Consider the following 21,118-nt stretch of genomic DNA (forward strand, 5'->3'; position numbering starts at 1 on the left):
GGCTTTTTACATTTTGCAGAGTCGGGCAGGGTGTGGTGCCCTGACTTTGTGAAAATTGTGATTGTGGTGCGGCATGTCGCAAAAGCACAACCATCCTTACGGACAGGTGAAAGCAAAAGGATTACGGTGTTTGTTGTTTCCTATGCTTGTAAAACAGCGTGGTTAGCTGTTTACAGCGTGGCTGGCAGTGTTTTGTTGTAGCGTCTGTAGTAATTGCTCAAACTGTTCCTGCAGCATCGGTTTATGGAAGTAGTATCCTTGCACTGCTCCGCACTGGAGCTCTTTAACCACTTCAAGCTGCTCTGCAGTTTCCACTCCTTCCGCGACCACAGACAAGTTGAGGCTATGTGCCAGCACCACAATAGCCCGCACGATTTCTTTACACTCCGGATCAGACAGAAGAGAACTGATGAATGATCTGTCGATTTTCAGTGTATCCACGGGGAAGCGCTGAAGATAGGCCAGTGAGCTGTATCCGGTACCGAAATCATCAATGGCCATTTTTACTCCCAGATCACGCAGTCTGCTTATGCGTTGCAGCGCACTGTCCGGGTCTGCCATGATGGCTGTTTCTGTTATTTCCAGTTTTAATGCTTCCGCGTCCAGACCGGATGCTATGAGAGCCCGCTCAACTGTTGTCGTCAGGCCGGATTGCGATGTCTGTCGTGCAGAAAGGTTGACGGAAATAAACATATCTTTTGCCAGCGGGAACAGTTGTTTCCATCGTGCCATATCTGTGCAGCTTTTTTCCAGAATCCAGCTTCCCAGTTTAAAAATAAGGCCGCTGTCTTCTGCAACAGGAATAAACCGGGCAGGGGATATGGGGCCTTGCTCCGGATGGTTCCAGCGCGCCAGAGCTTCTACGCCGACAATGGAAAGCGTAAGTGCATCGATGATGGGCTGGTACTCAATGTGCAGTTTTTCAGCGCGGAGTGCGCTGGCAAGGTCGTTTTCCATGGTGAGTGCAAGCATGGCCTGCTGGTGCATACTCTGGTTGAATACTTTGAAGCACCCTTTACCCTGCGCTTTGGCCTGATACATGGCAATATCAGCATCGCGCATGATATCCTGAGCACTATGATAGTCCGCAGTGCGCAGAACAATGCCTATGCTGGCTGTCGTCTCAATTGCTTTGCCGCCGACATGCACAGGTTGTTCAATGATATTGGACAGCCGCTTGATAAGTTTGACAACATCTCTGGGAGTTTTGAATTCTTCCAGCAGAATGGCAAATTCATCACCACCAAGGCGCGCGATAGTGTCCGAAGCACGCAGGATGGGCTGGACGCGACGTGCAATTGTCTGCAGCAGCAGATCTCCTGCCAAGTGCCCCATGGTGTCATTGACCAGTTTAAATCGGTCAAGATCAAGCATCAGCACCGCAAAATTGTAGTTTTCCGAGCGCCCTGCACGCGAAACACAACGTTCAAGGCGTTCATGGAAGAGTGTTCTGTTAGGCAACGCCGTAAGTGAATCGTGCAGCGCCTGATGCGTGAGCAGCTCTTCATTCCGCTTCCGTTCAATGGCAAGAGCCACCTGCTCGGAAATGGCAGTCATCAGAGCCGAGTCACGTTCTGTAATGAAGTCCTGATTTTCGTAATGCTGAATGGTCATGCAGCCGATGACTTTGTCGCGGATTTTAAGCGGGGTGCCTAACCAGCATTGAGAAATCGGGCCCTGCATGTGCGAGTAAGCGCGGATGTCAGAGGCGTACAGCTTTATCTGTTCACCGCCGCGGATAACATCCAGTGTACCGCTCTGCACATCCGGACTGCTGATGTTGTCCAGTGGCAGAATGTTGCGGTGGCGTTCATCAGAAAAATATGGAAATTCCAGCCGGTCTTTTTTTTCATTGACCAGAGCAAAGTAAAAATTGCGGGCATCGACATAACTGTTCAGCACCGTGTGGATGGTTATAAACAGCTCTTTAAGATCGTGGGTGATGTTGATGGCGTTTGATATGTGGAAAAGAATATTGGAAATATTTTCATCTTGCTTTCTGGCTGTGATGTCACGCAGGCATTTAATGGCCCCGGTCATGTCTCCTTTATCATCAAACAGAGGAGACGCAGCGGCCCAGATGTGTTTTTTACCAGTGCTGGCTGTCATGGGAAATTCTGCAATCCACGTATGCTCCACACGTTCAAGCTGGATGGCAGTCTTGGTGTGCAGTCCGGAATTGGCAGCCTGACGTTGCAGCAGCGCATCGGCTTTTTGTGGTTCAAAAACAAAGTCACAGAGCAGAGGGGTACCGCGTTCAAGAAAAAGATCATTATAAAATGCCGGCCCCTGTCCCAGAGCGTCACGTTGGGGTACGTCTGTCAGACTTTCCATTGCCTTGTTCCACGCCAGAATGCATTTTTTTGCATCTATAACCATCGTGGCGTCTGGAAGGAAGTCTATGATGTTGAGTAACTGGGTAGATGTTTTGTGAAGCTGCTGCTGCATCGACTTATATTCGGTAATGTCGTGCATGAACCCTTCATAATCACCTTCACCCTCGTGCTCCTGAATTGCTCTGACGTTTGTCAGTGCCCAGAATATTGAACCGTCTCTGCGTCTGAGCTTGTGCTCTATATTATGTATGCGTCCTTTGTGCGCCAGCTGGTCTAACAGCTGATTTCTATGGTTCGTTGATGTGTAAATCTGCTTTGAGATGTCCGTAACTTCTTTGACCATCTGTTCAGGCGAATCGGCACCCCACACGCGGGCAAATTCGGGATTTACCTGTAGGTAGCGTCCTTCACGCGTTGCTCTGAAAATACTTACAGGGGCATATTCAAAGATGGCTCTGTAGCGTTCTTCAGCTTTGCGGAGTGCTTCTTCTGCATTTCTTCTGCGGGTTGTATCTCGTATGAAGCCCTCTATGCTTATCTGATCCCCCAAGTTGTCCTGCGTTGCACCGGCGTTGATTTCCAGTTCGCGCATGGAGCCGTTGCTGTGTCGTGTCTGGAATGTCACAGCTGGCAGGGGGTGTAGCAGGCTTGCTGACTGAAGCATCTTCTGGATTGCGACAGCCCCGTTGTGGTCTACTGCAAGGGCTTTTATGTCTTGCAGCAGTTCCTCGGCCGGTTTGCCGAGAATATGCTCGATCTGAGGGCTCAGGTACAGAATTCTACCGTCAAGCCGCAGGCGGAAAAAGCATATGTGCGGCGGAAGATGCTGCTCGATGTGGCGGTAGAATTTCCGCAGCCGTCTATAAGATGTATCGTTACGGTCGAGTTCGCGGCGCAGGCGTCTGTTACGTAAAAAAAACGACGATGGCAGTTAACAGGCAAAAAGCGCTGAATCCTAATACCCACGGAGTGAATACCGAAGAATGTGTGATTATTGCCCCGCGCCATTCCGACTGAACCCGCGACAGCTCCTGAGGGGGAATTTCAGCAAAGCCTGCTGTGATGATATCTGCTGTTAAGTCGGCATTCAGTGTCTGGATTTTCAGATGCTGTGTGAAAACCGGTCTGGAGTGACGGAACGTAGGTTTATGTTGGCTTTTGTGGCGTGACAGTAAGGATGTGGTGGAAGGGACTTCACTTAAAAAGACCCTGAGATCGCCAGCCAGAGCCGCGGCAATTATTTCGCCGGTGTTGTTGTACAGGGCCAGCTGTAATGTGGGGTATCGTTCTCGCAGGTGGTGTTCGGCGGCAGAGTTTCTTACAACGCCGATACGGAACCCGGTAAGGTCATTGATGTCCGTAATGCCGTACATGTTGCTTTCAAAAAAAATGGAGGTGGGAACAGTGAGGATAGCAGGGCCGGGGGTAAGTCCTGCATCGCGGGCCTGATCATCAACAAGGCCGCTGAAGGCGTCCGCTGTGCCATTACGCAAGGCTTTGAGGGCTTGTTCAAAAGGCATCTGGATGTAGTTGACCTCAATGCCCGAATGCTTTTCCCATAGGTGCCAGATATCCGGCAACAGGCCCCGCGGCTCTCCTACGCTGTTGATAGACTCATATGGCCAGCCGTGGATATCTCCCACAACAGTCATATGGCTGCCCTGTCTTTCCAGATGGGCAAGGGCGGTAATTGCGGAAGCACCCAGAAGCAGAGATGACAATATAAGGAATTGTAATGTTTTGAGGAGTAAGTCGCGGGATGGCATGAGGGGATAACTACTGTAAAATATGACAAAATGGAAGAGCCGGCAGAGGGCATCGTGTTTCAGTTTGGCGGGTTGCGGGGTGTACAGCGGCTTACTTATTGTATATTACAATTTCAGGGCTGCAGCCTGTGTTTCTGCTGCGGCTATGTGGCGTTCTGATTCACTCTGCTACATTCTGGAGGTTCTCCAATGCTTAATCCCAAAGAATGCATCCTCTACAGCGGCGGGGCACGTGGTGCCGAGTCTGTTTTCGGACAGCTTGCTGAAGAGTTCGGACTGGAAGAAGTGAACTACAGTTTTGAAGGGCACCAGTCGGAGCGTGGGAGAGGGGTTCGTGTGCTGACCAATGAAGAACTTGCACTTAAAGATGTCAGCCTGACCTATGTTTCGCGTCTGATGAATCGTAATTACACCAGCGCTCCACTGTTCCGCAAAGTTTTGCAGTCTATCTGCTGGCAGGTCAGCAGCGGACATGAGGTCTTTGTCGTGGGGTCTATTATGGAAGACCATACTGTTAAGGGCGGCACCGGCTGGGGGGCAGAATTTGCAAAAATCTGCAATAAGCCCCTGTATGTTTTTGATCAGGACCGTGGTAACTGGTATCGCTGGGACAAAAACCATTGGCAGCTGGTCGAAGCGCCTGTTGTCCGGCACAGGCATTTTACTGCCACAGGAACGCGTTTTATGCAGGATAATGGCATTAAGGCTATTCGCGACCTGTTTGAACGTAGCTTTTCCCGCTGATGTAACGGTTGTATTTTGTAGCCGGAGCCTGCGGGTTCCGGCTTTTTTTTTGTAAAAGGATATTCTTGATGCAGGCTTCTGGTAACAGTTCTGCCGTCGGTGCGGTTGCTGCTGTATGTGCGTTTGTATTGTGGGGGCTTCTTCCTCTTTACTGGAAGATGCTGCAAAGCGTTCCTCCTTTTGAGGTGCTTTGTCACCGCATTGTCTGGTCTTTGTTCTTTGTTGCCGTGCTTATGCATATGACACGACGCTGGGCTGAATTGCGTGTTGCGATGGGCTCGACCCGTAACAGGATCAGAATGGCTGCAGCGGGAATTCTGGTAGGTGGTAACTGGTTTCTGTATATATGGGCAGTGAATGACGGCAGAGTTATTGAGACCAGCCTCGGCTACTATATCACTCCGCTGCTTAACGTGTTGCTGGGCTGCCTTTTTTTGGGTGAGAAGCTCAGCAAGGCTCAAAAGATTGCCTTGGCACTGGCTGCCTGCGGTGTCGGTGTTCAGCTTGCAATGCTGGGCAAATTGCCTTGGGTAGCTCTTACTCTTGCCTGTTCTTTCAGTGTTTACGGTCTGCTGCGTAAAACCGCCAATGTGGAATCTGTTCCGGGCCTTTTTTTTGAAACGGCAGTTCTGACTCCCGCTACGCTTGTGTATCTATTATGGCTTGACGGAAACGGCGGAGCATTCGGCCATGCCGGAGTCGAAGTTTCCTTGCTGCTTGCCGGAGCCGGAGTCTGCACTTCTGTTCCTTTGCTTTTATTTGCTTTTGCCGCCCGCAGAATGCATCTGGGAACAGTAGGCATATTGCAATATATTGCCCCGAGTATCGCCTTTGGCCTTGGAGTCTTTGTCTTCAATGAGCCATTTCCAGTATCACGGCTTGTTTCTTTCTGTTTCATATGGTGTGCAGTTGCAATATACAGTGGCGAGCCTTTGTGGAGACGTCGCAAACTACGTCGTGTCCGTGGATAAACAGTATTGTAAGATCATTTTTATTAGTGAAGCGTAATATTGTATTGCATTTCTTATTCCTTTGGGTACTCTACGGCCTGAAGGAGGAGGGCTTTGTTTTTTTCTGCTTCACATCCGGCCTTTGCAAAAAGGTCTTTGCCACGCCAGACACTGCTGCTGATTGCAGCGGCCTGTGCTATTCTTTCTGTTGTTCTTTCGCTTTCTCATCATGTTGCAAAGCAGGCATTGCAGGAGCATGAAAGCCTTTTTCTAAGGCAACAAAGCCTGATGACCTCTTTGGCATCCGAAGCCATGACAGGGCATCTCGCATCACTTGCGAATACCTTGCGAGTTCACTCAATTCCTTTTGAACTTGATTCCTCTGAAACCGAACTGGAATCTCTTTCACCGCAGATACTGCGCATCTTCGAGTCCTATCCCAGCCTTACTGCTGTAAGTTACAGTAATATTGCAACGGGGGCTGAAGGCATTGTTGTCAGGCCCGGAACTTCTGCAGCTATCCGGGGGCAGGCCAGAGTATGGGGCCACCAGACCTTGCTCCATCCTCCGCAGTCCATCCGGCTCCAAGGACACTGGTATGAAACCGTCATGGTGGACAATATACCTCTTGCCGGAATGCAGCTCATATCCGAAGCTGAACCTGGTGTTTTTGTTGTAGCTGTTATCAATATGAAAAAATTGTCCGCTCATTTTGCGGGCGAGTTAAAAATCGGTGAAAGCGGATCGGGCTATGTGCTGGACCAACGGGGCAATATCCTTTTTGATGCGGAAGCTGACGTTATCGGGCGTAATGTTTTTGATGGAATGCACTCAGGTTTTCCCGAATTGCAGAAAATTGATTCCCGGATGCTTAGTTCCGTTGAAGGGACTGGAGTGTATGAATTTATTTCTCGCAGCAATCGTCAGAAAGTTCGTAAAATTGTTGCGTGGAGCAGAGTGCCGCTTGAACCCTACAGCATAGTAATCAGCCTTTCTTCTCCGGTACACGAGATTAATGCCAGTCTGTATGATGTGAGCCGCTTGCAGGGGTTCCTTGCAGGCAGTGCTTTTCTGATGCTTGCTTTGTTTTTTTTGTGGTTTCTGCGGGAACAAAGTACCAAGTCGCTCAGAAGGTCTGAGGAACTCTATCGCCAGCTGGCTGACACCGCTTATGACATGGAAATGTGGCATAATGCCGAGGGGCAGCTCGTTTATGTATCTCCTTCCTGCGAACGAATCACAGGATATCCAGTTTCAGAGTTTTCCGCCGACAGAGATTTGCTGGAAAAAATAATCCATAAAGACGATCTTCCTGTTTTTAAAATGCACATGGGTGCACAGCAGATGCTGGAAGGTGAGTCACTTGAATACCGAATAATTACCCGGTTCGGTAAAGTCCGGTGGGTATCCATGGTCGGGCGTGAAGTCTGGACTTCGGACGGGATACAGCAAGGGGTCCGTTCCTCTGTCAGAGATGTAACTGAAAGCAAGATGATGGAAAAAGAGCTTGATTACAAAGCGTTACACGATGAGCTGACAGGTCTTGCCAACAGGGCGCTTTGTCTTTCCCGTATCAGAGAGGCCATGACCCGCAGTATCCCGAGGGAAGGGGTCGGGTACGCCGTCTTATTTCTTGATGTAGACCGGTTTAAAATTGTGAACGATAGCCTTGGCCATGAGTATGGAGACAAGGTCCTTGCGGTTCTTGCCGAGCGGCTGGTTACGTCGGTACGCCACTACGATACTGTTGCCCGTTTTGGCGGTGATGAGTTCGTAATCGTGCTGGAAGAACTGGATGGTCCGCGCAGGGCTGTTCGCATCGCCAGAAGCATTAAGCAGGTTTTCAAAGAGCCTGTCCGCCTTGAGGGTGAAGAAGTCTGCGTAAGCTGCAGCATCGGTATGGTCTTTGACTACGGTGCGGAAAACGGTAGCGCGCAGAGTGTGGTTCGTAATGCCAGTATCGCCATGTACCGTGCAAAGGCGCAAGGTAGAGATAAGCTGAAAGTTTTTCAGCAGAAAATGCTTGCACAGGCGGCAAGTGTGATGGCGCTGGAAAACGACATGCGCCATGCACTGCAGCGTGATGAGTTTTTTGTGGAATACCAGCCCGTGCAGCGGGCTTCAGACAGCTCTCTGACCGGCTTTGAAGCGCTTATCAGGTGGAATCATCCGGAAAAAGGACTTATCAGGCCTGACCAGTTCATTCCTCTTGCAGAGGAAAGCGGGCTTATTATCGATATCGGAATGAATGTGTTGCGTAAGTCCTGCTTTGAAATGGCCCGCTGGTGCAGGCTGTACCCCGGATGCGACTCGCTGTTTCTTTCTGTAAATCTTTCTGCCCGTCAATTTTTACAGCCGGATCTGGTGTTGGCTATAAGCGCTATTCTTAACGAATCGGGATTACTCCCGCACCAGCTGAAACTGGAAATTACAGAGTCCACGATTATGTCCAACGCAGAGACTGCATTGGGCATGATGCACCGCTTGAAGGAACTCGGGGTGCAGCTGGCAATTGATGATTTCGGAACAGGATATTCGTCATTGGCTTATCTGCAAAAGTTGCCTGTTGACACGTTGAAAGTTGACAGAATGTTTGTTTGCTCCATGGAAGATCAGGCAGGCTGCCTTGAGATTGTACGAAGCATTATTGTGCTTGCGCGCAGCCTGAATATGAGCACTATTGCTGAAGGCGTTGAAACATACAGGCAGCTGGAAGTGCTGCGCAATCTGGGCTGCTCGCATGTTCAGGGCTACTATTTCCATAAGCCCTTGCCCGTTGGAGTGGCAGAGGCCCTTTTATCCAGCAACTTAGTTGTTCCGATGGCTTCTTAGGCTTACAGCACGTGCTCTGCAGAAAAGTGCTGTACGAAGTATGACTTGTGCAGCTGACAACGGACGTTGCTTTCAGAATAATTTAAGAATGCTCCGGCTCCGGCAGATTTTTTCTTTTTCAACCAATATCCGCCATAAACAATCCCCCATAAAATGCCGGACACAGCACGTTATGGGGGATATTTATTTGCTTTATTGTAACCTGCCTGTCAGGCTGCGCTGTTTTTTTCTTCCACTTCAGATTCAACTTCTACAATACCAAAGCGCTCTTCGTAATCTTTTCCCCATTTACAGAGCTGCTTCAGAACAGGCATGATAGTCTGGCCGGTTTCAGAAAGTGTATATTCCACTTTGGGCGGCACTTCAGGGTAGACCTTTCTGTCGACAATCCCGTCCCGCTCCAGTTCACGCAGCTGCTGTGTAAGCATTTTCTGGGTTATGTTGGGGATACTCCGGCGAAGCTCGCCGAACCTGTAGGTGCCTTGTGTTCCCAGATGGTACAGAATTATCGGTTTCCATTTTCCGCCGATAAGCTGGATAGTAAGTTCGACTGAACAATAATAATTTCTTCCAGCACAGTGTTTAAGGGTACAATTGCCGCCCATAAAATCTCCTTATTGCAGTAGCGATTTTTTATAATAATGTCGCTTTTGGTTTCCTGCAAGCATGTATGGTTACAAAAAGCATACTGGGTGACTTAATTGTGTGTACTTGCATAAAATATAACTTTTCGTTTTAGTCTTTTTATAAACCAGCAGGTCATAGAGGGTTATGCCATCTGTATTAAACGGAATGTATGTATAATTAGCGGGTTCCGGTTTGACTGATGTGAAGGTTGTGTAACCACTTGCTACTACTCGTATAACCGGTTGCCTTACCATCTGACAAAGTACAGAGGAATGGCAGGCCGGAACATTTTAGGTGACTGTGCACAGACAGCACAGGAGGGATTTACATGGAACTGATGAAGGCTATAGAAGAGCGCAGAAGCGTGCGGAAGTTTACAGACGAGGCCGTAACCGAAGAGCAGATTACCGTGCTTTTGCGGGCTGCAATGGCGGCCCCTAGCGCAGGTAATGCTCAGCCATGGCAGTTTGTTGTTGTGGATGACCGTAACGTATTGGAAAAAGTTCCTGCGTTGCACCCGTATGCAGGTATGGCTGCAAAGGCTCCTCTTGCAATTCTTGTATGCGGCGATCTTAGTGCTGAAAAGTATCCCGGATTTTGGGTGCAGGACTGTTCCGCAGCTATTCAAAACATGTTGCTGGCGGCTGTCGACCAGGGACTTGGTGCGGTCTGGACAGGAATTTATCCGGATGAAACCCGCGTGAAAAATTTTGTCGGCTTGGTTGGTCTGCCGGAAAGCGTAAAGCCGCTGGCGCTGGTTGTGGTGGGAGTGCCTGATCAGAAAACGGGAGCCAAAGACAGGTTTGACGCGGCAAAGGTGCATCGAAATCACTGGTAGTAAGCTGGCGGGGTAACTTCGCTGTATTTTGAAGTTGTAAGTACATCGTTACATGCTCCTGCCCTTGAATAACTGGAAAAAAACGTATACCTGCCATGCGAAGACATGTTGAAGGTTTTTTCCGGCGCATGTGTTTACATCATCAAAGGAGCATCGCATGAAAGTACTTGCTATCGATAAAGTCTCTCCCGACGCTACCCCCGAGAGGGTGCGTGAACTTTTTATGAAAGAGGTTCATCACACCATAAAAATGTATCTGGCAGACATCGTTCGCGAGATATACTTCAGGGAAGACCGCTCCGGCACTGTGCTGATGCTTGAGGTTCCCTCTCTGGATGAGGCGCGTAAACTTATCGATACGCTGCCCATGGTTAAAGATGGACTGCTTGAGTATGATCTGATTCCGCTCGGACCCTTTATGCCGCTGGCGTTACTGGTAAGAGACGACGAAGAGCCCGAAGCCAAGACTCAATAAGTTCTGGCTGGCACGCTGAGAGATTAAAAAGCCGCAGGATACCCCTGCGGCTTTTTGCGTTTTGTGTCTGTCTCAGCCTGGAGTTGGTTTGCCAGGTCAACCTGCCTGCCGGACAGCTAAAAAAGATCGGCCATAAAGCTGCACACGGTGATTGCTGTTTTTCTAGTCCTCATTGCGCGTGTTGGAGAATTGAGAACGCCGCATTTAAAAAGAGAGACGCAAATCAATAAAGCGAAGTAGCGGCAATTGGAGTGACATGATGAACGCAAGTATAACCGTAAGATGATAGTTTGACTTCGTAACTATATTTGACAAATGACCCTGCCTGCTATCAGATAATACTAAGGAGTAGTGCATATGAGCAGGCAGCAAGTCGGGTCCGTACCCGTAAAAAATATTGAGAACGCACCGGACGTACAGAAGGCTGACAAACCTTCTGTACTGCGCGAAGAAGCATCGCGCAGACTACGCAGGGCCTCAGAACAGGGCGGGTATCAGTTGCTTGATGTCGAGCAGGTTCATGCAATGATTGAAAATAATGAAGCTATGCTGGTAGACCTGCGTGATGAAGACGTGTTTGCCCGCGGGCATCTGCCTGAGGCAATCAATTTTCCGCTACCGATGACATGGCGGGCAAGACTGCAACAACGATGGAAGCTTAAAAGACTGCTGTGTGAACTGGAGTGCAGGCCGGTAATTTTTTACGGAGCAAGCCCCTCATGCAGGCGAAGCGATGTTGCAGCCTGTGCTGCTGTTATCGTAGGCTTTCCTGTGGTGTACCGCTTTGCAGGCGGCGTGGACGCATGGCTGCGTTTGGGGCTTACTCTGGAAATTGAACCGCTGCAGAATGGCGGCGGACAACAGGGACAGCTGCAGCGTCGTTACAGATAGTGCGGAGGCGGTCCGTCATCCAGTTCGCTGTGTTCCTGCAACAAAGGAATGATCAGCCTGAGTTTGGCCTCAATGGCTTTCTGCTGCTTCAGCATTTCATCCATCTGAAATTGTTGCTGGGTAAGGGCTTTATTGAGCTCTGCGATAGTCTGCTCCTGAAAGTAGACAGTCTCTTCCAGTTTAATAATACGTTCTTCTTGTGTTTTCATGGTTACATCTCCTCCGCCAGCTTTGTGATTACTGCATATTCCTCTTCGGTCACTGGCTGTACAGAAAGCCTGTTACCTTTGCGAAGCAGAGCCATACCTTCAAGCCCCTCGACAGTTTTCAGATAGTTAAGCGGGATAGGGTTAGAAAACTGCTTTACAAACTTGACGTCGACCATGAACCAGCGGGGTGATTCAGGCGTTGATTTGCTGTCAAAATGGCTGTTTTCCGGGTCCCATGATGTGAAATCAGGATATGCTTCACGTACTACCTCTGCCAGTCCGACCACGGCTGCGTTTTTTCCGCTATGATAAAAAAGAACTTTGTCCCCTGTTTTCATTTCTTCACGCATCAGGTTGCGGGCCTGATAGTTCCGTACTCCATCCCATGGGGTAGTCTGATCCGGTGAGTTGATGAGATCTTCAAGGGAAAAGCAGTCCGGTTCACTTTTCATAAGCCAGTATTTCATATCTGCGTCCGTATATTTCTGATGTTATCAGGTCTCTGCGGTGTTATTCTTTCAGCCAGCTTTCAAGCGAAGGCGGCTGAGGTGCAAATCCCGGTAAAGGACTCCATTCGCAGCGCGCTGTCAGCTCTATTCCGCGTTGTATTATTGAAACGGGCCTGTCCGATGAGACCACTATGACAATCATATCACCATGAGCGGCGGTAAAACGCAATGCCGAGTTAAAGCGCGCTCCTCTGGCTCTGTTTTCACCGGGAACAGTGCTGCCGTCCAGCAAGCAGGCAAAGTTCAGCAGCTCTCCATTGCCGGTAATGTGCAGCGCGCCGTCAATCTTTGATAGCGAAGTTGCCAGTTCCAGATTGTTAATATCCTGAAGGTCCAGCGGCGTATGCAGCGATTGTCCTGCAAGGTTACGGGGAATATGGCGCAAATCTACTGCCAGCGTGCAACCGTGTTTCCGTTCGCGGGCGTGGCGTACAATATGTGAAACAATGCGCCGCAGTTTGAGTTGAGTTTCCTCCGGCAATGAACTTTCCAGCAGCGCTTCTTCAAACTGGACAAGATTTGCCGTGCGGTTGGAAGAGTTGAAAACCCCCTCTTCAAAGCCGCATATCGACTCGTCATCAAGATACAAAAAGCCGTGCCTGCCCTGAAAGTCTGCAACCAGACTGCCCGGGGGCAAAGGCTTACAGGTAATGCCCACGATTGAACGTCCGTCTGCCACAAGAGTTCTGCCGGAATGTTCTACCGCTTGCAAAAATTTGCGGCAATGGCGCAGGTTGCGCAACGAAGGCTGCTCCATACGCGGGAAGCTGGCAATAAAGTCCATCCGTAAAAGCATGTAAGGCTCAACAAACGCAAGCCTGCCACAAGGCCACGCGCCTTCTTCGCGGGTACATGAAATACCCAGCACCGCATCCAGTGTCGGGTATATGCGAAGCTGGGTGTCAGGCCCCAACAGGTAGTTGCGCTGGTCTACGATATAGTCGCGGATTGCGTGGAAGGCATAACTTTGCAGTACAAATCCGGATGTGGAATTTCGCATGGTGCCGGACAGGGCCATGTCCTGTGCCAGCTGGCAAGCTGCGTGCTCCAGCCAGCGCAACGTCGGGCCGGAGGAACACAGGTCCGGATGTTGTTCCGTAAACCACATCTGGAAAAAAGCAGAGTTGCTGTGTCCGCCGAAAGCAAGTAGGCCGGTAAGCTCCGGATCTTCAGCGGGATATATGTCGCCGCTTCTCATACTGGCTAAAGCTGTTGGAGGAGATTTCCACGACGTGTTGGACCGGTATAATTCATCAAGCCTCGGGGCATGGTCTGTAAGCAGCTGCTGGGGGTCGATAACGTGAATAGGGTCGTCAGGCGAAAGAGCCAGCAGAAGAGCAATTCTGCTTTGGCCGGAAAAATGGCTTAATCCTTCGCGCAGACCGTCAATGCTGTTGTGGATAAACAGACTGCGGTACAGAGATTTCACAGGTATCCCCCTTGGTTTGGTAAACAAGGCCGAAAACAGCGGGTGTCTCATCATGGAAGCCGGACAAAACCTGTCTTGCAGCTAGTGCTGCTTATGCAGTGTCGCGGCATACCCTCAGCCTGTCTCTGACTTGAACCAGCAAAAGCAGCGTCCGTCTAGCGGGCTCCACATAGGCAGAGGCTCATTGTCCTGACAGGAGTCATGCCGGTCCATATATAGATTCAGGCTGTTAGCCTGCATGCCGGTTTGAAATTCATACTGACTATGTCAGGCCAAGCTGCAGGGTGTCATTCCGGTTGCTTCGCAACACTTCATTCTGCATAGCTTTTTGAAGAAACAAAGAAAAGGGACGAATTAATTCTCTGCTTACTGTCAGCGTCGTTTGGCGGAACCTGTCCGGCATTTAGCGTTCTCTACGCTTTTACCATGTTGCAGGTGTCCTTTTTTGCTGTGGGCTTTTTGCTCTGTTTTGCCTTTGTTTGTCCTGTCATCACGTCGTGCTCCGGCAGCAGGCTGACGTTCACTCTTGCCGGACGGCTTGTGCTTGGCCTTGCCTTCCGTCCGTGCTTCGGGACGGGCAGAGTGCTTGCCCTTGGGCTGCTTCCCTTTGGATTGCTGGTTGCGGGCGGGCGTCCCCCGGGTGGGCATCAGAATATGGTGCTGGCGCAGCCGTTCGGCATCTGTTTTGGCAACGTAGATGGGATTACCGTCTATGTCTGCTTCTGCATAGTACATCGCGGTAGCCACTGTACCGGGAGTGGGAATAAAACACTGCACCTGCTGCGGTTTCCAGCCTCGTTGCTGCAACCAGTTGCCCAAAGTGCGCATGTCGTCGTCCGTACAGCCGGGGAAGGCACTCATAAGATACGGGATGACATACTGCTCTTTGCCTGCCTGACGTGAAAACTCTGCAAATGCGTTCAGGAACGCCTCAAATGCGGCAAGACCAGGTTTGCGCATACGCTCCAGTACACTGTCACAGATGTGTTCAGGCGCAACCTTCAGCTGCCCGCCTGTAAACTCCATGGTGTAAGCTCTCAGGGCCACATCGTTTTTCAGTGCAAGATCATAACGCACACCGCTGGCAACGCGGACGTGACGGACTTTTTCCAGACTGCGAATGGTGCGCAGCAAGTCAATGGCAGCGGGCTGGTCCGATTTGAAGGCCTTGCAGACAGTCGGATACATACAGCTGCTGCGTTTGCAACGGGAAACATCGGCAGAGCAGTGTGCCTGCCACATGTTGGCACTGGGACCGCCCACGTCGCTGATGGTGCCTTTCCAGTCAGGGCGCGTTGTCATATTGCGCACTTCGTTTAGGATGGACTTGCGGCTGCGCGAGGCGATGTGCCTTCCCTGATGCAAAGCAAGTGAACAGAATGAACATCCGCCGCCGCATCCGCGGTGTGTTGTAACCGAAGTCAGCATCATGTCTGTGGCGGGAATGGGCTCGGAATAAGAAGGGTGTGTCGTTCTGGCAAACGGCAACGAATAGAGCCTGTCCATCTGCTCTTCTGTCAGAGGCATTGCCGGCGGCGTCAGCAGTATGTTTCTGTTTGCCACAGGCTGCATTGCTGCCGCACTTTGAGCGTGGACCTGCTTTTCCAGTTGAATGGTGGCATCCAGCAACAGGCGCGCATCTTTTTCGATAGCTTCATGCGAGGGAAGCTGGATGACATTCTCTTCCTGCGGAGCAAAATCTGCCGGAACGGCTGTGGCTATGCCGCGGATACTGGCAAACACTGTCCAGAGTGGCGGCAGGTCGCGACGGTCAGCAGGGGCAGCTGCGTAGCCGTTTCCGTCCAGAGCAACGGCAGCTTCAAGCATGGCGCGTTCGCCCATGCCGTAAATGATGGCGTCTGCCTTGCTGTCCAGCAACAGAGGACGCCGGAGCTTGTCTGTCCAGAAGTCGTAATGGCTGATACGGCGCAGCGAAGCTTCAATGCCGCCCAGAATTACCGGTAATCCGGGAAAAGCCCGGCGGACAAGATTGGTATATACAATGGTAGCTCTGTTCGGGCGTGCACCGGCCTGACCACCGGGTGTGTATGCATCGTCAGAACGCTTCTTGCGAAAAGCGGTATAATGGGCAAGCATGGAATCCAGTGCTCCGGCGGTTACACCTGCAAAAAGAGATGGCCGCCCCATTCTTTCGATGTCCGCGGGGCTTTCCCAGTCGGGCTGTGCAACCACGCCGACGCGATAGCCGTGCGCTACAAGCCATCGGCCCAGTAGGGCCGCGGCAAAGCTGGGGTGATCGACATAGCCGTCACCTGTAACCAGTAAAATATCTATTCCATCCCAGCCAAGGCGCTTAACATCAGCTGTGGTCATGGGTAAAAAATCAGGTTGGGGCAGAGGGGGGCGTCCCGCAGGCATGGCAGAACGCAAGTCAGTATTTATGTGCATCCGCGGAATATAGATGTCGCCGTCAGCAGGCGCAAGCGGGATTGTTCCTGCGTGGCTTTTTTCTTATACAGCCATTGAGCTAATGCGTTAAATATTGTATCTGCTTGGACGAATTGTTATGTAAATAATTGTTTTATAGCGGGTACTGTAAATTTCGTCATGAACGTTATTTTGGATTTGTAAATGCAAAGCGAAGTTGAACTGCTGAAAAAGAAGATTGCTCAGCTTGAATATGAAAATGAAAACCTGCGTTCAGGCTGTGTTTTTTCCGGCTCACCTGAAGAGCATGATTTTTTACTGTGTCTTTTTGATAGCGTTAATGAATATGTATATATCGCAGATATGGATACTCATGAACTATTATATGTGAATAAAACACTTGAAAATGACATTGGAGAAGTAAAAGGTAAAAAGTGCTTTGAGGTGTTGCAAGGCCTGAGTGAGCCCTGTTCGTTTTGTACAAATGAGATAATACGAAATTCACCTACGTCTTCACATGTATGGGAGCTGTATAATCCTGTGCTTAAGCGTTGGTACAGATGCATAGACCGCACCATACCATGGTCAGGAAACCGTCTGGTGCGGTATGAACTTGCCTTGGACATTTCTGATATCCGCGAAGCTGAAGACGAAATGCGCCGCTTTCGCATGGCGCTTGAAGCATCCTCAGATGCGATATACCTGACAGATGTTAAGTCCGGTTTTTTTGTAGATGTAAACAGCCGTGCTTATATGCAGCTGGGGTACACACGCGATGAAATATTGCAGATGGGGCCGGAACATATAAATATTGCTGTAAAAGAGCACGGCCTTGAAGCGTATCTGCGTAATACGTTGGGTGCAAATGATGAAGGCGCAGTCGAGACGTTTCATAGCCGTAAAGACGGCTCCATGATTCCGGTAGAAGTCGGATTACGGCGTTTTCGCACAGCGTCTACTGAGCTGCTGGTGTCTGTTGCACGCGACATTTCAGAGCGGCGTGACGCCCAGCGCGACCTTGCAACCCGCCTGATGTATGAGCGTGTTTTATCAACATGCGCACGGGAACTGCTTACCCGCTTCAGCTCGCCGCGAGCTATGCAGCGGGCATTGAATAGCCTGCGTGAAGCTGTAGACGTGTGCCGTGTATACGTGTTTGAAAATTTTACGGACAACAAAGGCAGACTGTGCTGCCGCCAGCGTTATGAAGTCTGCGCCGAAGGTGTGCCGTCTCAGCTGGGGCTGCCGGAGCTTCAGCATGTTGAATTTTTACCTGGCTACAAGCGATGGGTGGACACCCTGAGCCGTGGAAAGGTGTTGTGCGGCGTTGTTAAGGACTTTCCGGCAGAAGAACGGGCGTTGCTAAATCTGCAGCAGATTAAATCGCTGCTTGTGCTGCCCTTGATGGTCGGAGGCGAATGGTGGGGTTTTATCGGCTTTGACGATACCCAAAACCTGCGCAGCTGGTCACAGCTTGACGAACAACTGCTGATGACAGCCGGTGAGATTGTTGCTGCAGCCATAGAACGCAGCCGCGCACAGACTCAACTGGAAAAAACGTCCCGCGAAGCAGAAGCCGCCAGCAAGTCGAAAAGTGAGTTTCTGGCCAATATGAGCCACGAAATTCGCACGCCTTTAAACGCCATTATCGGCCTGACAGAACTTTCTTTGCAGGAAAACCTGTCAGATGAAGTAGCTGAAAATCTTAAGGCTTCTCTTTCTTCTGCAGAGGCTTTACTTGATATCGTTAATGATATTCTTGATCTTGCCCGCGTTGAGGCGGGCAGAGTGCATCTGGAAGAAGTCGAATTCAGTCTGCCCCGTTTTCTGGGCGGTGTAATGCGTGTGATGCGGCATGAGGCCGAGCGTAAAGGGCTGGAATTTTCCATGTTCCTCGGGCGCGGTCTTCCGCGTGAACTTGTGGGTGATTCTGGAAGGCTGCGGCAGATTCTCGTCAACCTTATCGGCAACGCCATCAAATTTACGGAAGAGGGCGGAGTAAACGTTGCTGTGGAGTGCATAGCAGATAAGGAAGGAACCCGGCAGGATGTCCAGTGGGTTCGCTTCAGCGTGCAGGATACGGGTATAGGTATTCCTACGCATATGCACGGTCTGGTGTTTGAAAATTTTCAGCAGGCAGACGGGTCTATTACCAGAAAGTACGGTGGGACAGGGCTGGGACTGACAATCAGCCGTCAGCTTGTAGAAATGATGGGAGGCACAATATCACTGCAAAGCGAGCTCGCAAAGGGTAGTCGTTTTCAGGTGGAGCTTCCATTTGTCGTTTCTACGCAGCTCAGCGTGTGCCACGAAGAAGATCAGGCCGTACCTGTTTTACGTCCGTTCAGGGTGTTGCTGGCAGAAGATAATGAAATCAACAGGCGCACTTTGCTTATGGCCCTGAAAAAACTGGGACATGATGTTGATACTGTTACCAACGGCGCAGAAGCTGTGGAACAGGCCGGTAAAGTACATTATGATTGTATTTTGATGGATGTTCAAATGCCTGTTGTTGACGGGCTGGATGCCACAAGAGCAATTAGGGCTTTTCCCCGCGGCTGCAATGCCACGCAGCCGGATGTGCATATTACGGCATTAACGGCACATGCTCTTGCGGGAGATAAGGAGCGCTTTGTGGCCGCAGGAATGTCTGCTTATCTGGCAAAGCCCGTCCGCCTGACAGAGTTAAGGGAACACATAGAAGCACTGCAGGCAACTGTTGAAGAAAAAGGGCTGGAGCCGGAGTGCGAAGCTCCGGCGTACGACGCTCACCCTGTGATGCTGCCGTTCAGCGGAGATGCACGCGAAGCCTACAGGTTCCGCAGGTTTTTGGTGACGGTGGCCGCATTACGCGAAAGTTTGTGGTCTGCCTTTGATCGGGGTAACTGGCTTGAACTGCACTCTTTGGCACATACGCTGATGCATGAAGCAGAGCGCATGGGGACTCCCAGAGTACACGTGATGGCTACCCGTCTGGAAGACAGAGTGCGGGAAGGCAGACCGGAAGAGGTTCGGCCAATATTCTTACTGTTGATTGATGCAGTAAATCATCTTGAACACGAATTGCTGAAGTTTTTCCCGATGCCCGATAGCAGTCGGTGAACCTGAAACAAGACTGAGTGACTGGAAACTTGATGAAAGAAGACCAGTTGGTCAATGCGGATGCAGTTGTCCGGTTTTATGCCAGTAAGGACTACATGAAAGTAGGCATTGCCCGTTATATTCCTCATAAAGGATCGGGCAGGCCTGTCAGTGTGGACTTGCTGGCGGAACAACTTACTGCTGCCGGAATTCAGGTTTCGCTGGATGTGAAAGCGGCAAAAAAAGTTGTGGCAAAGCTTCAAGCGGGTGAAGATATTTCCCGCATTGTAATTGCCCGCGGTGTGGCGCCAGTGGCTGGAACCAACGGCAGACTGACCTGTTTCGGGGATGAAAAATATCCGGTGTTTCCCGACATGGCGTTCGGTACTCTGCTTCCGGCAATTCCGGCTCAGGCAGGTCTCCGCATTGACGGTAAATCGCTTGAGCCTCCGCTTGATATGCAGTCGTGCGATCTGCAAGTGGCCATGCACAGTAACTGTGCTCCCTCACCGGAGGGCGGTCAGCTTGTGTCACAAGTCTACGGGACAATCATGGTTACCGGCTGTGTTGTCCAGATTCTTCCGCTAGTCACCGTTTCCAAAGACCATCTTCGTGTACTCGGCACATTATATCATCGTGACTGCTTGGGGATGCCCATAACGCTTGAACGTATGCAGCGCCTTTTGTCTGATATGGGTGTGGTGGCCCCTCTTAACGAAGGGCTGGTGCGCAATGCTTTGCTGCGCGCTGCGGAGACGGGCGGTGCGATTCAGGATGTTGAACTGGCGCGCGGAGTGTTGCCGCATCATGGTACAGATGGCTGTCTGGAACTGCTCTTTGATACAATGGAAATGGCAGGCACTGTGACTGAAGACGGGGCCATTAACTATAAGGCTCGCGGTGCAGTGCCTGTTGTTTGTGAAGGAGATCCTGTTGCCATGTTGTTCCCGCCGACGTCAGGCGAGGCGGGAAAGGATGTTTTCGGGGAAGTCGTTCCTGCAATACAAGGACGCCCTGTTCCTTGCGTCTTGTGCCCTGCAAGTATTCTGGAAGATGAAGACGGTGTTACGTTACGGGCAAAGATCGATGGCGTTGTGCAGCATGCCAAAGGGCGTCTTTCTGTAGAAGACTTGTTTATTGTCAGTAGCGATGTAGGGATGGAGACAGGCAATGTTGAACTGCAGCGCGCAGCATTGCTTGTCCGGGGCAACGTGTTAAGCGGGTTTTCCGTACGGGCTCCTGCCAACGTTACTGTTCAGGGGGTGGTAGAAGCCGCTTCTGTGCATGTTGGCGGAGACTTTCTGGCGGGGGGGCTGGTTTTGCAAAAGCAGGGAGAAGTTTTTGTGGAAGGTTGCCTGAATGCCGGCTTTATAAATGAAGGAACCGTTGTAGTTCAGGGGAACGTGCAAGTAAAAAAGTCTATCGATAATTCACAGCTTACTTGCGATGGCTTTGTGGCTCTAGGGCATACCGGCAGGATTGTCGGAGGCACGCTTCGCTGCAAGGGCGGGCTGCGAACCGGGCAGCTGGGAAATGATCTGGGTGTGCGGACTCATATCATCGTTGATCTGGACATGAAGGCTCTGGAAGATATGGAAGAAGAGGTGTTGACAAAAACAGCTGCTGTAAAAAGAATTAATCAGGCACTGGGAACAGGAAGTGATGAGGAGATATTGAAGCAGACTCGTCAGGATAAATATAAGGCTGTCGAAAAGCTGTTGATGATCCGTCAGGAGGCTGCCGTTGCTGCGAAAGAGGGGCATGCCAAATTGAAAGACCTCAAGAAGCAATGTCGCGAACGATTGTCATCTGTGAGTGTTCAGGTCAGCGGAGTAGTGTATCCCGGTGTTATTGTAACATTTGAAAATCGCTCGTTTGTGGTCAGCAGCCCTGTTTCGCAGTGCGAATTCAGGCTGGCGCCAAGTGGCAAAAGCGTAGAGCTTCGTTCGCTGGGTAAAATCATCGGAGAGTCTGAACTGTCGGATGATGACTAAACGCCACGGGTAATTTGTTTTTGGGCGTGGCTTTCTACGCTTTTTTTGT

Annotated in this window: 15 protein-coding genes; 8 read left to right on the plus strand and 7 right to left on the minus strand. The window is 50.6% G+C overall.

Annotation, left to right across the window (positions count from 1 at the left end):
• Positions 1-162 precede the first annotated feature (162 nt).
• Positions 163-3,267, minus strand: coding sequence for an EAL domain-containing protein (locus ACK5LI_RS11945; protein WP_416949717.1), 3,105 nt, complete (start codon positions 3,265-3,267; stop codon positions 163-165).
• Positions 3,242-4,102: a transporter substrate-binding domain-containing protein gene (locus tag ACK5LI_RS11950; protein WP_416949598.1), complete on the minus strand. Its 861-nt coding sequence runs from the start codon at positions 4,100-4,102 to the stop codon at positions 3,242-3,244. Before ACK5LI_RS11950 ends, ACK5LI_RS11945 begins: the two co-directional genes overlap by 26 nt.
• 189 nt (positions 4,103-4,291) lie before the next feature.
• Between ACK5LI_RS11950 and ACK5LI_RS11955 the strand changes: the two genes are divergently transcribed.
• The 3 genes from ACK5LI_RS11955 to ACK5LI_RS11965 all read left to right on the plus strand — a co-directional run bounded on the left by ACK5LI_RS11955 (position 4,292) and on the right by ACK5LI_RS11965 (position 8,628).
• Positions 4,292-4,846, plus strand: coding sequence for a hypothetical protein (locus ACK5LI_RS11955; protein ID WP_416949601.1), 555 nt, complete (start codon positions 4,292-4,294; stop codon positions 4,844-4,846).
• 68 nt (positions 4,847-4,914) lie between these two features.
• The gene (gene rarD, locus ACK5LI_RS11960) at positions 4,915-5,817 is read left to right on the plus strand and encodes an EamA family transporter RarD (RefSeq protein WP_416949603.1); all 903 of its coding nucleotides are present in this window, start codon (positions 4,915-4,917) and stop codon (positions 5,815-5,817) included.
• A 93-nt stretch (positions 5,818-5,910) separates the two neighbouring features.
• Complete coding sequence (locus ACK5LI_RS11965; protein WP_416949605.1) at positions 5,911-8,628, plus strand: EAL domain-containing protein; 2,718 nt, start codon at positions 5,911-5,913, stop codon at positions 8,626-8,628.
• 209 nt (positions 8,629-8,837) lie between these two features.
• On the opposite strand, the gene ACK5LI_RS11970 is transcribed toward ACK5LI_RS11965, so the two are convergent.
• Positions 8,838-9,233, minus strand: coding sequence for a winged helix-turn-helix transcriptional regulator (locus ACK5LI_RS11970; RefSeq protein ID WP_416949607.1), 396 nt, complete (start codon positions 9,231-9,233; stop codon positions 8,838-8,840).
• A 350-nt stretch (positions 9,234-9,583) separates the two neighbouring features.
• Here ACK5LI_RS11970 and ACK5LI_RS11975 point away from each other — a divergent pair, with 350 nt between their 5' ends.
• From ACK5LI_RS11975 to ACK5LI_RS11985, 3 genes are all read left to right on the plus strand, one after another.
• The gene (locus tag ACK5LI_RS11975; protein ID WP_416949610.1) at positions 9,584-10,093 is read left to right on the plus strand and encodes a nitroreductase family protein; all 510 of its coding nucleotides are present in this window, start codon (positions 9,584-9,586) and stop codon (positions 10,091-10,093) included.
• 157 nt (positions 10,094-10,250) lie between these two features.
• Positions 10,251-10,568 carry a hypothetical protein gene (locus ACK5LI_RS11980; RefSeq protein ID WP_416949612.1) on the plus strand — a complete coding sequence of 106 codons (318 nt, stop codon included), beginning with the start codon at positions 10,251-10,253 and terminating at the stop codon, positions 10,566-10,568.
• Positions 10,569-10,925: 357 nt separating this feature from the next.
• Positions 10,926-11,459, plus strand: a complete 534-nt coding sequence (locus ACK5LI_RS11985; protein ID WP_416949614.1) for a rhodanese-like domain-containing protein — start codon at positions 10,926-10,928, stop codon at positions 11,457-11,459.
• Here the strand turns inward: ACK5LI_RS11985 and ACK5LI_RS11990 are convergent.
• The 4 genes from ACK5LI_RS11990 to ACK5LI_RS12005 form a co-directional block, all read right to left on the minus strand.
• On the minus strand, positions 11,450-11,668 hold the full coding sequence (locus ACK5LI_RS11990; protein WP_416949616.1) for a SlyX family protein: 219 nt from the start codon (positions 11,666-11,668) through the stop codon (positions 11,450-11,452). The genes ACK5LI_RS11985 and ACK5LI_RS11990 overlap by 10 nt on opposite strands.
• A 2-nt stretch (positions 11,669-11,670) precedes the next feature.
• Positions 11,671-12,135, minus strand: a complete 465-nt coding sequence (locus tag ACK5LI_RS11995) for an EVE domain-containing protein (RefSeq protein ID WP_416949618.1) — start codon at positions 12,133-12,135, stop codon at positions 11,671-11,673.
• Positions 12,136-12,178: 43 nt separating this feature from the next.
• The gene (locus tag ACK5LI_RS12000) at positions 12,179-13,606 is read right to left on the minus strand and encodes a DNA integrity scanning protein DisA nucleotide-binding domain protein (RefSeq protein ID WP_416949620.1); all 1,428 of its coding nucleotides are present in this window, start codon (positions 13,604-13,606) and stop codon (positions 12,179-12,181) included.
• Positions 13,607-13,978: 372 nt separating this feature from the next.
• Positions 13,979-15,940: a YgiQ family radical SAM protein gene (locus ACK5LI_RS12005; protein ID WP_416949622.1), complete on the minus strand. Its 1,962-nt coding sequence runs from the start codon at positions 15,938-15,940 to the stop codon at positions 13,979-13,981.
• A 258-nt stretch (positions 15,941-16,198) separates the two neighbouring features.
• Here ACK5LI_RS12005 and ACK5LI_RS12010 point away from each other — a divergent pair, with 258 nt between their 5' ends.
• Positions 16,199-19,096 carry an ATP-binding protein gene (locus ACK5LI_RS12010; protein WP_416949624.1) on the plus strand — a complete coding sequence of 966 codons (2,898 nt, stop codon included), beginning with the start codon at positions 16,199-16,201 and terminating at the stop codon, positions 19,094-19,096.
• A gap of 32 nt (positions 19,097-19,128) precedes the next feature.
• Positions 19,129-21,069: a FapA family protein gene (locus ACK5LI_RS12015; RefSeq protein WP_416949626.1), complete on the plus strand. Its 1,941-nt coding sequence runs from the start codon at positions 19,129-19,131 to the stop codon at positions 21,067-21,069.
• Positions 21,070-21,118: the final 49 nt, after the last annotated feature.

It is taken from the genome of Oleidesulfovibrio sp. (genome assembly GCF_047973035.1).
Taxonomy (GTDB): domain Bacteria; phylum Desulfobacterota; class Desulfovibrionia; order Desulfovibrionales; family Desulfovibrionaceae; genus Oleidesulfovibrio.